This is a genomic window from Streptomyces sp. NPDC057137 (genome assembly GCF_042670825.1).
Taxonomy (GTDB): Bacteria; Actinomycetota; Actinomycetes; order Streptomycetales; family Streptomycetaceae; genus Streptomyces.
Genome location: NZ_JBHUUW010000011.1, coordinates 21,862 through 35,699, shown reverse-complemented (window position 1 = coordinate 35,699; position 13,838 = coordinate 21,862). Strand labels below are relative to the sequence as shown.

General features: G+C 69.7%; 12 protein-coding genes. 10 read left to right on the top strand and 2 right to left on the bottom strand.

The features are described from left to right. Nucleotides 1-124: 124 nt before the first annotated feature. Nucleotides 125-1,543, bottom strand: a complete 1,419-nt coding sequence (locus ACFT9I_RS12050; RefSeq protein ID WP_382563278.1) for an FAD-binding oxidoreductase — start codon at nucleotides 1,541-1,543, stop codon at nucleotides 125-127. A 98-nt stretch (nucleotides 1,544-1,641) separates the two neighbouring features. Between ACFT9I_RS12050 and ACFT9I_RS12045 the strand changes: the two genes are divergently transcribed. The 6 genes from ACFT9I_RS12045 (at nucleotide 1,642) to ACFT9I_RS12020 (ending at nucleotide 8,989) form a co-directional block, all read left to right on the top strand. Beyond that, nucleotides 1,642-3,264 (top strand): hypothetical protein, encoded by a 1,623-nt coding sequence (locus tag ACFT9I_RS12045; RefSeq protein WP_382563276.1) that lies wholly within the window; start codon nucleotides 1,642-1,644, stop codon nucleotides 3,262-3,264. A 117-nt stretch (nucleotides 3,265-3,381) separates the two neighbouring features. Further along, a complete protein-coding gene (locus tag ACFT9I_RS12040) occupies nucleotides 3,382-5,025 on the top strand; it encodes a hypothetical protein (RefSeq protein WP_382563274.1) in 1,644 nt (547 codons plus the stop codon). A gap of 99 nt (nucleotides 5,026-5,124) precedes the next feature. After that, on the top strand, nucleotides 5,125-6,438 hold the full coding sequence (locus ACFT9I_RS12035) for a serine hydrolase domain-containing protein (protein WP_382563272.1): 1,314 nt from the start codon (nucleotides 5,125-5,127) through the stop codon (nucleotides 6,436-6,438). A 112-nt stretch (nucleotides 6,439-6,550) separates the two neighbouring features. Beyond that, a complete protein-coding gene (locus ACFT9I_RS12030; RefSeq protein ID WP_382563271.1) occupies nucleotides 6,551-7,345 on the top strand; it encodes an ABC transporter substrate-binding protein in 795 nt (264 codons plus the stop codon). Between the two features lie 13 nt (nucleotides 7,346-7,358). Continuing rightward, nucleotides 7,359-8,144: an amino acid ABC transporter permease gene (locus ACFT9I_RS12025; protein WP_382563269.1), complete on the top strand. Its 786-nt coding sequence runs from the start codon at nucleotides 7,359-7,361 to the stop codon at nucleotides 8,142-8,144. 89 nt (nucleotides 8,145-8,233) lie between these two features. Next, the gene (locus ACFT9I_RS12020; RefSeq protein WP_382563500.1) at nucleotides 8,234-8,989 is read left to right on the top strand and encodes an amino acid ABC transporter ATP-binding protein; all 756 of its coding nucleotides are present in this window, start codon (nucleotides 8,234-8,236) and stop codon (nucleotides 8,987-8,989) included. Between the two features lie 106 nt (nucleotides 8,990-9,095). On the opposite strand, the gene hppD is transcribed toward ACFT9I_RS12020, so the two are convergent. Then, on the bottom strand, nucleotides 9,096-10,250 hold the full coding sequence (gene hppD, locus ACFT9I_RS12015) for a 4-hydroxyphenylpyruvate dioxygenase (RefSeq protein ID WP_382563267.1): 1,155 nt from the start codon (nucleotides 10,248-10,250) through the stop codon (nucleotides 9,096-9,098). Between the two features lie 171 nt (nucleotides 10,251-10,421). Here hppD and ACFT9I_RS12010 point away from each other — a divergent pair, with 171 nt between their 5' ends. The 4 genes from ACFT9I_RS12010 (at nucleotide 10,422) to ACFT9I_RS11995 (ending at nucleotide 13,832) form a co-directional block, all read left to right on the top strand. Beyond that, a complete protein-coding gene (locus tag ACFT9I_RS12010) occupies nucleotides 10,422-10,946 on the top strand; it encodes an Lrp/AsnC family transcriptional regulator (protein WP_382563265.1) in 525 nt (174 codons plus the stop codon). A 24-nt stretch (nucleotides 10,947-10,970) separates the two neighbouring features. Continuing rightward, nucleotides 10,971-11,618 carry an ABC transporter permease gene (locus tag ACFT9I_RS12005; RefSeq protein ID WP_382563263.1) on the top strand — a complete coding sequence of 216 codons (648 nt, stop codon included), beginning with the start codon at nucleotides 10,971-10,973 and terminating at the stop codon, nucleotides 11,616-11,618. Between the two features lie 97 nt (nucleotides 11,619-11,715). Then, nucleotides 11,716-12,993 carry a betaine/proline/choline family ABC transporter ATP-binding protein gene (locus ACFT9I_RS12000; RefSeq protein ID WP_382563498.1) on the top strand — a complete coding sequence of 426 codons (1,278 nt, stop codon included), beginning with the start codon at nucleotides 11,716-11,718 and terminating at the stop codon, nucleotides 12,991-12,993. After that, nucleotides 12,990-13,832, top strand: coding sequence for an ABC transporter permease (locus ACFT9I_RS11995; protein WP_382563262.1), 843 nt, complete (start codon nucleotides 12,990-12,992; stop codon nucleotides 13,830-13,832). Before ACFT9I_RS12000 ends, ACFT9I_RS11995 begins: the two co-directional genes overlap by 4 nt. The last annotated feature ends 6 nt before the right edge of the window (nucleotides 13,833-13,838 follow it).

The window sequence follows — 13,838 nt, the reverse complement described above, 5'->3', positions numbered from 1 at the left end:
CGACCGACGTCGCTTTCACGGTAGGCCGCCGCGCCCGGCCGGGCCATCGGACTTTGGCCGTACGACGTGTGTCGCCCGACGTACTCCGCACGCCGTACGACCGGCCCGGCCGGAACTCGCCGGATCAGAACAGCTTTCCGGGGTTCAGGAGGTCCAGCGGGTCGAACGTCCTCTTGATGCCGCGCTGCAACTCCATGCCGACCGGCCCCAGTTCGCGGGAGAGCCACTCCTTCTTCAGGACACCGACACCGTGCTCGCCCGTGATGGTGCCGCCCAACTCCAGCCCCAGCGCCATGATTTCGTCGAACGACTCGCGGGCGCGCCGGGACTCGTCCGGGTCCGAGGCGTCGAAGCAGACCGTGGGGTGGGTGTTGCCGTCGCCCGCGTGGGCGCAGACGCCGATCGTGAGGTCGTACTTCTCGGCGATGCGGTCGATGCCGGCGAGGATCTCGGCGAGGCGCGAGCGCGGGACGCACACGTCGTCGATCATCGTGGTGCCCTTGACCGCCTCCAGCGCGACGAGCGCCAGCCGCCTTGCCTGGAGCAGCAGTTCGGACTCGGCGGCGTCGTCGGCGGGGACGACCTCGGTGGCGCCGGCCGCCGTACAGAGTTCGCCGACGGCGGCGAGGTCGGCCACCGGGTCCGCGGTGTCGAAGGCGCAGAGCAGCAGCGCCTCGGTGGTCTCGGGAAGGCCCATGTTCGCGAGGGAGTTGACGGCGCGGACGGTGGTGCGGTCCATCAGCTCCAGCAGGGACGGGGTGTGGCCGCGCTCCATGATCTGGCAGATGGCGTCGCAGGCGTCGGACGCGGAGGCGAACTCGGCCGCCAGGACGAGCTGCCCAGGCGGCGCGGGCTTCAGCGCGAGAACGGCCTTGACGACGATGCCGAGGCTGCCCTCCGAGCCGACGAACAGCCGGGTGAGGTCGTATCCGGCGACGCCCTTGGCCGTGCGGCGGCCGGTGGTCAGGAGACGGCCGTCGGCGAGGACGACGTCCAGGCCCAGCACGTACTCGGCGGTGACGCCGTACTTCACACAGCACAGCCCGCCGGACGCGGTGCCGATGTTGCCCCCGATGGTGCACGTCTCCCAGCTGGAGGGATCCGGCGGGTAGTAGAGCCCGTGTTCACCGACGGCGCGGGAGAGCACCGCGTTGATGACGCCGGGCTCGACGACCGCGATCCGGTCGACCGGGCTGATCTCCAGGATCCGGTCCATCTTGATCAGGGACAGCACGATGCAGCCGTCCGAGGCGTTAGCCGCGCCCGACAGTCCCGTACGGGCGCCCTGCGGCACCACGGGGACGCGCAGGGCCGTCGCGGTGCGCATCACGTGCTGGACCTGCTCGACGGTGCGCGGCAGTACGACCACCGCCGGGGAGCCCGCCTCGCAGAAGCTCGCCATGTCGTTCGCGTAGGAGGCCGTGATGTCGGGGTCGGTGATCAGGGCTTCGGCGGGCAGACCGGCTCGCAGCTCCGCGAGGAGGTCGCCGGTGGCGACGGGGGCCGGAGAGACGGGGGGCGCGTCCGCGACGAGATCATCCATGGTCCCAGCGTGGCACTCCGGGGCCATCGGTGTGAACCCGTCTGCGATCCACATCCACAAGGCCGGGTGTGGTCTTCGTATTGACGCACAGTAATCACATGAACGCCAAGAACACCATGAACACGCAGCACATGAGGCACATCAGAAGGGCCGCGCTGGCCACCGGTGTGGGGGCGGTCCTCGTCGCGGGCGTCCTTGTGTTCGTACCGGACAGGGATCAGGGGCCGGGCCCCGAGGCGCGGGCCCGTGCCGCCGTCGGCGCGGGCGCGCCCGCCTCGCTGCCGGACGTGGCGGCGCTGATCAGGGACCGGGAGGCGTGGCTGCGGGAGAACCCGAAGGACGCGGGGTCCTGGGCGGTGCTGGGCGCGGCGTACGTGGAGCGCGGCGGGCTGCGGGCGGACACGGCGTACTACCCGAAGGCCGAGCAGGCGCTGCGCCGCTCGCTCAAGGTCACACCGGGTGAGCGGCGCAACCCGGCGGCGACGACGGGCCTGGCCTCGCTGGCGAACGCGCGGCACGACTACGCGGCGGCCAGGAAATGGGGCGAGGCGGTACGGAAGGCGGACCCGGCCCGCTGGACGACGTACCCGGTCCTGATCGAGGCGTACAACGGGCTCGGCGACTACCCGGCGGCGGGCAAGGCCCTGGACAAGCTGCGGGCGCTGCGCCCCGGCACGCCCCGGGTGCTCTCCGTGTCCTCGGCGGTCTACCACGACCGGGGGTGGCGCGAGGACGCGGCGGCCAAGGCGGACGAGGCGCTGACGAAGGCCGGCACGCCCGCCGAGAAGGCGGGTGCGCTGCACGCTCTCGGCGGGCTCGCGTGGGAGCGGGGCGAGCCGAAGGAGGCGCTGCGGTACTACGACGCGGCGCTGAAGGTGGCGCGGGACCACCATCCGTCGCTGGCGGGCCGGGCGCGCGTCCTTGTCGCGCTGGACCGGGCGGACGAGGCCACCCAGGACTACCAGGCGGCCATCGCGGAGCGCCCGCTGCCCGAATACGCCCTGGAACTGGGCGAGTTGTACGACTCGCTGGGGCTGGACGGGGACGCGCGGAGCCAGTACACGCTGCTCCGGGACCGTACGACGCGGGCGCGGGCCGACGGGGTGAACGAGGAACTGCTGCTGGCCCGCTTCGAGTCCGATCACGGGAATCCCCGGGCGGCCGTGGAGCGGCTGGAGTCGGAGTGGCGGCGCGGCCACCGGAGCATGCGGGTGTCCGACGCGCTGGGGTGGGCGCTGTTCCGGGCGGGTGAGCCCGGAAAGGCGCTGCCGTACGCCAAGAGGGCGACGGAGCAGGGGATGCGGAGCGCGCTGTTCTCGTACCACCAGGGTGAGATCGAGCGAGCCCTGGGGCTGGACGGCCCGGCGCGACGCCATCTGGAGGAGGCGCTGCGGACGAACCCGCGCTTCTCGCCGCTGCTGGCGCCGAAGGCCCGTGAGGCGCTGGACGCGCTGGGCGAGTTGCCCGACGGCGGTCCGAAGGACGTGTACGGGAACGGCGAGTACACGCCGCTGTCGCCCGCCCCCAGCGCGCCGCCGAGAGGTACGGCGCCGTCGGCGGCGACACCGTCCGCGCCGCCCGCGCGGTCGGCGGCACCGTCGCAGCCGTCGGGCCCCTCCGTCCCGCCCGTCGCGTCGGTGCCGTCCGCGTCGTCGGCCCGTTCGGGGTCCGTATCCACGCCGACCGTGCCCGTATCGGCATCAACTGCCGCCCGAAACTGAATAATCGCCTCCGCTGGGCCCGCGACTGGGTCCTGAGGCCCTGCGTCTGGGCCCGGTCTCGTCCTTAGTCTCCATTTCGCTCGGGGAAATGGTTGACGGCTTGGGCGAGGAGTCCGGATGAACGGCACGGAGTGCGCACAGCGGTCACGACGCCGGCACGACAGAGGTCAGGGCGGTGTCGAGTACGTCGCCATGATCGGCGTCGTCGCCGCGATCATCGGGGCCATCCTGGCGCTGGCCGTCCCCGCCGACACGGCCGTGGGTCTTCAGGACGCGGTGTGCCGGATCGTCAACGCGGGTGACGGCGGTGAGGGCTGCGACTCCGGCGACGGGGGCGAGGACGACGGCGGAGGAGGCGGCGGAGGAGGCGGGGACATACCCGAGGCCCCGCCGGGCGACCCCTTCCAGCCCGCCAAGTGCCTGCTCGCCCAGGATCAGACCAAAACCACGGTCGTCGTCCAGATCGCCTTCATCAAGATCAGCGGCTCCGAGCAGGTCAAGCTCCAGCAGTGGTCCGACGGCACCGTCACCCTGGAGCGCGTCGGCGAAGGCGGCATCGGCGCGACGGCCAGCATCTCCGCCGGTATCCCCGGTCTGAAGGACTGGGGCGGCAGCGCCTCGCTGAGCGGCAGTTATATGAAGGGCAGCGGCAGCGGCGGCCAGTGGCTGTTCAACGGCAACAAGACCGGCGACTCGCAGAAGGACCTGGAGCTGAACCTGGAGGACGCGAAGAAGTTCGCCGCGTACCTCAAACAGAATGACGGTTGCCGCTACCAGAGCGGCTACAACCCCGGGGCGAATATGGGCGCCTGCCAGTCGGACGCGGCTTCCAAGAAGCCCGACCTGCCGCCGGAGCGGGCGCCGGACGTCGACATCACCAAGACGAGCACCGAGGTGTCGGGCGGGGTCAGCTTCGGCAAGTCCTTCACGAAGGGCAAGGGCGGCAAGGACAAGGACGGCAAGCCCACCGACCTCGGCAGCATCTCCGGCGAGTTCGGCACCGGCACCATGACCGAGGACGTCGTGGTCATGCGCGCCAACACCGGCCCCGACGCCGGCAAGATCACCTTCGTCTACACCTTCAGCGTCGACGCCAAGGGCGGCGAACTCGCCCAGGGCAAAGCCACCCGCATGCAGCAGGTCGCCGTCACCTACGACGCCAAGACCTTCGACCAGGAGGAGAAGGACGGCAAGGAGCACCGCCCGGAGAAGCTGGTGATCACCACCAGCGAGGAGAACGGCGCGGGCGGCGGCGTCCAGGTCGGGGCCGGTGCCAACGTTCCCGGTACGCCGGTGACCATCGACGTCGGCGGCGGTGGCGGCAACATCAAGTCCCAGATCCACACCGAGTCCGCCGAGGTCGTGCTGGACAACGACGGCGACAGCAAGATGGTCGAGGACTGGCTGCGCGGCCGAGGCGACTTCCCCGCCGGCGACGCCCTGCCGACCCCCTCGGACGCGGCGGAGGCGCTGGGCAGCGACGCGGGACCGCTGGAGCGCCTGCTCCACGACAAGGGCAAGCTCTCCCGGCTGGACTACAACGCCAACACCGACTGGTGGAACGCCTCACTCGGCATCGGCTTCGGTGTCGCGGCCGGACAGTTGACGCTCGGCTTCAAGCTCTTCGGCATCGACATCACGCACGAGGAGAAGAACCAGACCATCACGGGCGACCCCACGTACGCCACCGGGCCCAAGAACGGCGGCGCGCGGCCCTGGGTGGAGTGGACGAACTGCACGAAGACGAAGCCGATCACCTAGGGCGGAGCCGACCACCTGGGCCGGGTAGGTGAAACCCCACCCCGAAGACTCCGGTCAGGCCCATGGTGGGGGTGGGAGGCCCGTTCCTACGGTTGGTCCATGCCGATCACGAAGCGCCGCCGCCCCACCGCCCGCCGTACGGCCACTGCCCGCCGTACCGCCACCGCCGTCTCGCTCGCGCTCCTCGCCGGGAGCCTCGCCGCCGTCGCCCCCGCCCAGGCGAGGGCGACGGCCGGTCCCCGGCCCGCTCCCCCGCCCGCCTCCCTGCAGCGGGACGCCGACGCGCTGCGCGACGCCGGGGTCACCGGGGTGTCGGCCAGGCTGCGGACACCCGACGGGGCGACGCACGTCGTCCGCAGCGGTGTCGGCGATCTCCGCACCGGGCGGCCCGTACCGCGCGACGGGTACGTACGGATCGGCAGCACCACGAAGGCGTACGTCGCGACGGTGCTGCTCCAACTCGTCGGCGAGGGGCGGGTGTCGCTCGACGACACCGTGGACCGGTGGCTGCCGGGGGTGGTCGACGGCCGGGGGAACGACGGGCGGAAGATCTCGCTGCGCCAACTGCTCCAGCACACCAGCGGACTGCCGGACTACATCGCCGATGTCGTACCCGACCCGACCGCTCGCGGGTACTACGAGAACCGCTCCACGACCCATACCTCCGAGGAGCGCGTCGCCTTCGCGATGAGTCACCCGCCGTCCTTCGAGCCGGGCGCGCGCTGGGAGTACTCCAACGTCAACTACGTCCTCGCGGGCATGGTCGTCAAGGCCGTCACCGGCCGCCCCTGGGACCAGGAGGTACGGTCCCGGATCCTGCGGCCCCTGGGACTCACGCGCACGTCCACGCCGGGTGACCGGCCGTATCTGCCGAAGCCGCACGCCCGTAACTACCAGCAGTTCGAGGCGGGCGGGCCGCTCGCCGACACCACCCTCGCGTATCTGCCCTTCGACGGGGACGCCGACGGATCGATGATCAGTACGACGGCGGAGACGGACCGGTTCTTCACGGCGCTGCTGCGCGGGAAGCTGCTGCCCCCCGCCCAGCTGGCCGAGATGCGCGGGACCGTACCGGTGCCGGACGAGCAGGGCGCTCCCCCCGGCACGCGCTACGGACTCGGTATCCAGTGGACGCCGCTGTCCTGCGACGCGGGCGACACGAGCGGCGGAGGCGGTGCGGGCGGCACCGGCGGCTACTGGGGCCACGGCGGCACCGGATTCGGCTCCGTACTGTTCCCCGCCGTGACGGCCGACGGCCGCTCCGCCGTCACGGTCTCCGCGCACAGCCGGCCGGGGGACCAGAACACCTCGGAAAGCCAGATCCGGGGCATCACGGACCTCATCGACCACGCCCTGTGCGCCACGGACGGGCACCGAACGGACATCGGACGCGGTGCCGTCACGCTGCCGTGACGACCTGGTTAACCCGGCCCCTGGCGAGGAGACATCCGGCACCTCCGATGGCAAGATCGGCGCAACTCACACACCATGTGGCCTGTTGTCCGTCCCCCGCCCTGGAGGCGTCTTGTCCCCGCGCACCGTGTTGCCCGTCATAGCCACCACAGCCGCACTCGTCGTCATGACGGGTTGCACGAGCACCAAGTCCTCCGGGTCCGACGGCTCGACGGTGGAGCTGGTGAACTCCGGAAAGCTCACGACCTGCACCCATCTGCCGTACGAGCCCTTCCAGTCCCGCCAGGACAACAAGATCGTCGGCTTCGACGTGGACCTGGTGGATCTGGTCGCCAAGGAACTCAAGGTCACCCAGGAGATCGTCGACACGCCGTTCGAGGGCATCCAGACGGGTGAGGACCTCAACGCCCGTAAGTGTGACGTCGCCGCCGCCGGCATGACGATCACCGACGTACGGGAGGAGAACCTGGACTTCTCCGCCCCTTACTTCGAGGCCACGCAGGCGCTGGTCACCAAGAAGGGCTCCTCCTTCGACTCCCTGGCCGCCCTCAAGGGCAAGAAGCTGGGCGTCCAGCAGGGCACGACGGGCGAGGAGTACGCGAAGAAGAACGGGAAGGACATCGAGACCGTCCAGTTCGAGGATCTCGCACTGCTGCTCACGGCCGTGAAGACCGGCCAGGTCGACGCCGCCGTCAACGACAACGGTGTCCTCTTCGAGTACGTGCGGAAGAACCCGGACACCGCGGTCACGGCCGAGTTCGAGACGGGCGAGCAGTACGGCGTCGGGGTGCGTACCGGCAACGACGCCCTGCGCAAGGAGATCGACAAGGTGATCAAGGCGGCCCAGTCGGACGGCCGTTACGACGCCATATACAAGAAGTGGTTCCCCGCCGCTCCCAAGAGTTAAGGAACCACCACCGATGTCCATGTCCCGCCGACAACGGACCCGCGTCATCCGGGGCGTTCAGTACGCCGTCCTGGTCGTGGTGCTGGTCGTCATCGCCCTGGCCGCCGACTGGGGCGAGATCCAGAGAGCCTTCTTCGACGTCGAGGTCGCCAAGGCCCAGTTCCCCGACATCATCACGACGGCGCTGGTCAACACCGTCATCTACACCCTGCTCGGCTTCGGGTTCGGGCTTGCGCTGGGGCTGCTGCTCGCACTGATGCGGCTGTCGCAGGTGCCGCCGTACCGCTGGCTGGCCGTCGTCTACATCGAGTTCTTCCGTGGCATCCCGGCGCTGCTCGTCTTCATCGCGCTCGGGTTCGGTGTGCCGCTCGCCTTCCAGGTGGCGCTCAACCAGTACGTGACCGTGATGCTGGCACTGGGCCTGGTCGGCGCCGCCTACATGGCGGAGACGATACGGGCGGGCATCCTGGCCGTGCCCAAGGGGCAGACGGAGGCGGCGCGTTCGCTCGGTATGTCGCAGAGCCGGGCGATGATCTCGATCGTCATCCCGCAGGCTCTGCGGATCGTGCTGCCGCCGCTGACCAACGAGTTGATCCTGCTGACGAAGGACTCGTCGCTGGTCTATCTGCTGGGCCTGTCCCTGTCCCAGTACGAGCTGGCCAAGTTCGGCCGGGACGCCCTGAACCAGAACCGCAGCCTCACGCCGATCCTGATCGCCGGTCTCTGCTATCTGGTCATCACCCTGCCGCTCGGCCATCTGGTCCGGCGGCTCGAAGCGCGTACGGCAAGGGCGAGGTGAGCGCGGTGGAGGAACCGGAGAAGGGACCGGGGAAGAAAGCGCCCGCAGAAGCGCCCCCCGGGACAGAGGCACCCGCGGAAGCACCCGCGATCGAAGTACGCGGTCTGCACAAGTCGTTCGGCACGCTGGAGGTACTCGCCGGCATCGACTTCACGGTCGCGCGCGGCGAGGTGGTCTGCGTCATCGGCCCGTCGGGTTCGGGCAAGTCGACGCTGCTGCGCTGTGTGAACCGGCTGGAGGAGCCGACGTCGGGCACGGTCCTGGTGGACGGCGCCGAGGTCACCGACCCGGACGTGGACATCGACAAGGTGCGCCGCGGCATCGGGATGGTCTTCCAGTCGTTCAACCTCTTCCCGCACCTGACGGTCCTGCAGAATCTGACGCTCCCTCAGCGTCGGGTGCTGGGACGCGACAAGACGGAGGCGGCGCAAGTCGCCCGCGAGCGGCTGGCCCGCGTCGGTCTGACCGACAAGGAGTCGTCCTACCCCGCCCAGCTGTCCGGCGGACAGCAGCAACGGGTCGCCATCGCACGGGCGTTGGCGATGGACCCGCAGCTCATGCTCTTCGACGAGCCGACGTCCGCGCTCGACCCGGAACTGGTGGGCGACGTCCTCGCGGTGATGCGCTCGCTCGCCGACGAGGGGATGACGATGCTCGTCGTCACGCACGAGATGAGCTTCGCCAAGGAGGTGGCCGACCGGGTCGTCTTCATGGACGGCGGGGTCATCGTCGAGCAGGGCAGCCCGGAGCATGTGATCGGCGCGCCGAGCCATGCCCGTACGAAGTCGTTCCTGTCCCGCGTGCTGGATCCGGCGGCGGCGCACATCAGTTCGACCGACGACTGAGGACAGACGCGCGGCCCCACGGTGAACTCCCGTGGGGCCGCGCCTCGTTCCACGTACATCAACGCGTACAGCTACACGCACAGCAGCACGTACAGCCGGCTACGCGTCAGAGGTTGCCGCGCTTCTCCTGCTCCCGCTCGATCGCCTGGAACAGGGCCTTGAAGTTGCCCTTGCCGAAGCCCATCGAGCCGTGCCGCTCGATCATCTCGAAGAACACGGTCGGCCGGTCCTGGACCGGCTTGGTGAAGATCTGCAGCAGATAGCCGTCCTCGTCACGGTCCACGAGGATCTTCAGCTCGCGCAGGGTCTCGACCGGCACCCGGGTCTCGCCCGCCCACTCGCCGAGCGTGTCGTAGTACGAGTCGGGGGTGTCGAGGAACTGGACACCGGCGGCCCGCATCGTGCGTACGGAGCTGACGATGTCGTTCGTCGCGAGCGCGATGTGCTGGACGCCCGCGCCGCCGTAGAACTCCAGGTACTCGTCGATCTGCGACTTCTTCTTCGCGATCGCCGGCTCGTTGATCGGGAACTTCACCTTGAGGGTGCCGTCCGCCACGACCTTCGACATGAGGGCGGAGTACTCGGTGGCGATGTCGTCGCCCACGAACTCCTTCATGTTCGTGAAGCCCATGACCTTGTTGTAGAACGCCACCCACTCGTTCATCCTGCCGAGTTCGACGTTGCCCACGCAGTGGTCGATCGCCTGGAAGGTGCGCTTCTCCGGGGCCGCGACCAGCGGAGCGGCGGTGGCGTAGCCGGGCAGGTACGGGCCGTCGTAGCCGGTCCGCTCGACCAGGGTGTGGCGGGTCTTGCCGTACGTGGCGATGGCGGCGAGCACGACGGTGCCGCTCTCGTCCTTGAGCTCGTACGGCTCCTGGAGGCCGGTGGCGCCGTTCGCGGTGGCGTAGGCGTACGCGGCGCGGGCGTCCGGCACCTCGATGGCGAGGTCGACCACACCGTCGCCGTGCTCGGCGACGTGGTCGACGAGGAAGCGGCCCCACTCCGAGGACGCCTTGATGACGGACGTGAAGACGAAGCGGGCCGCGCCGTTCGTGAGCACGTAGCTCGCGGTCTCGCGGCTGCCGTTCTCCGGGCCCGAGTAGGCGACCAGCTTCATGCCGAACGCCGTCGAGTAGTAGTGGGCCGCCTGCTTGGCGTTGCCGACGGCGAAGACGACGGCGTCCATCCCCTTGACCGGGAAGGGGTCGGCGTCGCGCGCGGTGGACGGGGCGGAATCGAGGTTCACCGAGGTATCTGCCATGACGGCAGCGTCTCCCCGTTCCGCAAGGTGCGCAACAGTTCGCGCTTTCACTGGGCAGTCTGTACAGCGGGGGGCGAGGATGACCGGACTATCTGCACAGGATGACCACCGGAACGGCTGGCACCGGAACGGCCACCGGAACGGCCACCACCGACCGCCTCAGGAGGCGCCATGGGAATCGACGGGCTCGACGGCAGGCTCATCGTCCTGCTGGCACGGGAGCCGCGCATCGGGGTGCTGGAGGCGTCACGCCGGCTGGGGGTGGCGCGCGGGACCGTACAGGCGCGGCTGGACCGGCTGCAGACGAACGGTGTCATCCGGGGATTCGGCCCGAACGTCGATCCGGCCGCTCTCGGCTACCCCGTAACGGCGTTCGCAACCCTGGAGATCAAGCAGGGACAAGGATCGGATGTTCGAGCGCATTTGAGCAGCGTTCCAGAGGTCCTCGAACTGCATACCACCACCGGAACCGGGGATATGCTCTGCCGACTCGTCGCTCGTTCGAACGCCGATCTCCAACGGGTGATCGACCGGGTTGTCGGTTTCGCCGGGATCCAGCGGGCCTCCACGGCGATCGTCATGGAGAACCCCGTTCCGCTGCGGATCATCCCGCTGGTGGAGCAGGCCGCACAGGACACCGACGGCGACCGACCGGACCGGCCCGACCGGTCCGACCGACCGGAGCGACCCGACTGACCCGATCCATCAGAGAGGAGCGCCGTGGACTTCTGGGACTACCTGGCCAACCGCCACCAGCAGTTGCTCACCGACTCGTTCCAGCACGCCAGCGCCGTCTTCCAGTGCATGGTGATCGCCACCGTCCTTGGTGTCGCCATCGGCGTACTGACCTACCGCAGCCCCTGGGGCGGCAACCTGGCGATCCTGTCCACCGCCTCCATCCTGACCATCCCCTCGCTGGCCGCCATCGGCCTGCTCATCCCGCTGGTCGGTCTCGGCGTCGCGCCCACGGTGATCGTCCTGACGCTGTACGGGCTGCTGCCCATCGTCCGTAACGCCGTGGTCGGACTGCGCGGCGTGGATCCGGACCTGGTGGACGCCGCCAAGGGCATCGGCATGTCACGTACCGCCCGGCTGCTCAAGGTCGAGCTGCCGCTCGCCTGGCCGCCGATCCTCACCGGGATCCGGGTCTCCACCCAGATGCTGATGGGGATCGCCGCCATCGCCGCGTACGCGTCGGGCCCCGGCCTCGGCAACGAGATCTTCCGTGGGATCGCCTCGCTGGGCAGCGCCAACGCGATCAACCAGGTGCTCGCCGGGACGATCGGCATCGTCATCCTCGCCCTGCTCTTCGACGCCGCGTATGTCCTGCTCGGCCGACTCACCATCCCAAGGGGGATCCGTGTCTGAGACCTCTGACCCGAAGACGGCCGAGGCGACCAGTGAGGCCGCCGGCCAGGCCACGAGCGGTGTCGCGAGCGCTGTCACGAGCGGTGTCACGAGCGCTGTGACAAACGCCTCCACCGGCTCCAACGGCTCCACGAGCGGCGCCACCATCCAGCTCGACGGCCTCACCAAGCGGTATCCGGGCAGTCCGAACCCGGCCGTGGACAACGTCTCCATGGAGATCAAGGCGGGCGAGACCGTCATCCTCGTCGGCCCGTCCGGCTGCGGTAAGTCGACCACCCTCAAGATGATCAACCGGCTGATCGAGCCCTCGTCCGGGCGGATCAGGATCAACGACGAGGACGTCACCGACATGGACCCGGTGAAGCTGCGCCGCCAGATCGGCTACGCGATCCAGTCGTCCGGCCTCTTCCCGCACATGACGGTCGCCGAGAACATCGCGCTCGTACCGAAGATGGTCGGCTGGTCCAAGTCGAAGGTGAAGGACCGCGTCGAGGAGATGCTCGATCTGGTCGGGCTCGACCCGCGCGAGTTCCACGGCCGCTATCCGCGCCAGCTCTCCGGCGGCCAGCAGCAGCGCGTGGGCGTGGCGCGGGCGCTCGCCGCAGACCCGCCGGTGCTGCTGATGGACGAGCCGTTCGGCGCCGTCGACCCGATCACGCGTGACCATCTCCAGGACGAACTGATCCGTCTCCAGCACGAGTTGCACAAGACGATCGTGTTCGTGACGCACGACTTCGACGAGGCGATCAAGCTCGGCGACCGGATCGCGATCCTGCGGGAGCGCTCGCACATCGCGCAGTTCGACACCCCCGAGGCGATCCTCACCAACCCCGCCGACGACTTCGTGTCGGGCTTCGTGGGCGCGGGCGCGGCGCTGAAGCGGCTGAACCTCACGCGCGTACGGGAGGTGGAGATCGCCGAGTTCCCGACCGTGACGGTCGAGGACCCGCTCCAGTCGATCTTCAACAAGCTGAGCAGCGGCCCGCACAACGAGCTGCTGATGCTGGACCGGAAGAACCGCCCGTACAAGTGGCTGCGCCGCGGCGACCTGTCGCGCGCCAAGGGCTCGCTCGCCAACGCGGGCCAGCTGGTGCACGACACGGTGACCAGGGACGCCACCCTCCACGACGCGCTGGAGGCGGTCCTGACCGACAGCGGCGGGCGGGTCGCGGTGACCGGCAGGCGCGGCGAGTACATCGGCGTCGTCGACATGCAGACGCTGATGACGTCCGTCCAGGAGATGCTGGAGGCGGACCGGCTCACCGCCTTCGAGCACCAGCACGAGCTGGCGGAACAGCGTCGGGAGCGCTCCGGCCAGAGCCAGGGGCAGGGCCAGGGGCAGGAGCCGGCGCCGGAGAACGGTGCGGGCGCATGACATCTCCCGCGCAGAAACAGCGCCCACCGGGCGAGTACGACGTCAAGGGACACGCCTTCCGGGACGAGGAGTCGGAGCCGGCCGTGCCGCCCGCCGCCCCGAAGCGCCGGATCACCTGGGCCAAGCTGGTGACGGTGCCCGCCGTGATCGCGGTCGTCCTGCTGCTGACGTTCGTGTGGATCACGAATGTCTCGCTCGACTCGATCGCCAGGAACTCGCTCGCCGGCGGCAATGTGCAGCTGCGCCTGTGGCAGCACGTCGAACTGACCGCGATCTCCACCTTCTGGGTGCTGATCATCGCGATCCCGCTCGGCATCGCGCTGACCCGGCGCGGCCTGTCGAAGGCGGCGCCGGCGGTGACCGCCCTGGCCAACATCGGCCAGGCGACCCCGGCCATCGGGCTGCTGGCGCTGCTGGTGATCTGGCTGGGCATCGGCCCGTCGACGGCGATCGTCGGCATGGTCATCTACGCGGTGCTGCCGGTGCTCGCCAACACCGTGGCGGGTCTGAAGGCCATCGACCCGCAGCTGGTGGAGGCGTCGCGCGGCATAGGGATGTCGGCGCTCGGGACCCTGAGCAGGGTCGAACTCCCGCTGGCCGTACCGCTGATCCTGGCGGGCGTACGGACGGCGCTGGTACTCAACGTGGGTACGGCGACCCTGGCCACCTTCGGCGGCGGCGGCGGGCTCGGTGACCTGATCACCTCGGGCATCCAGACGCAGCGCATGCCGGTCCTGATCCTCGGCTCGGTGCTCACGGTGACGCTGGCCCTGCTGATCGACTGGCTGGCCTCGCTGGTCGAAGTGGTCCTCACCCCGCGCGGACTGGAGGAGCGCTGATGCGCA

What these genes read in the sequence shown, in the direction of transcription:
- ACFT9I_RS12050 (WP_382563278.1), bottom strand. Translation starts at nt 1,543, where the DNA reads ATGGATGATCTCGTCGCGGACGCGCCCCCCGTCTCTCCGGCCCCCGTC.
- ACFT9I_RS12045 (WP_382563276.1), top strand. Translation starts at nt 1,642, where the DNA reads ATGAACGCCAAGAACACCATGAACACGCAGCACATGAGGCACATCAGA.
- ACFT9I_RS12040 (WP_382563274.1), top strand. Translation starts at nt 3,382, where the DNA reads ATGAACGGCACGGAGTGCGCACAGCGGTCACGACGCCGGCACGACAGA.
- ACFT9I_RS12035 (WP_382563272.1), top strand. Translation starts at nt 5,125, where the DNA reads ATGCCGATCACGAAGCGCCGCCGCCCCACCGCCCGCCGTACGGCCACT.
- ACFT9I_RS12025 (WP_382563269.1), top strand. Translation starts at nt 7,359, where the DNA reads ATGTCCATGTCCCGCCGACAACGGACCCGCGTCATCCGGGGCGTTCAG.
- hppD (WP_382563267.1), bottom strand. Translation starts at nt 10,250, where the DNA reads ATGGCAGATACCTCGGTGAACCTCGATTCCGCCCCGTCCACCGCGCGC.
- ACFT9I_RS12010 (WP_382563265.1), top strand. Translation starts at nt 10,422, where the DNA reads ATGGGAATCGACGGGCTCGACGGCAGGCTCATCGTCCTGCTGGCACGG.
- ACFT9I_RS11995 (WP_382563262.1), top strand. Translation starts at nt 12,990, where the DNA reads ATGACATCTCCCGCGCAGAAACAGCGCCCACCGGGCGAGTACGACGTC.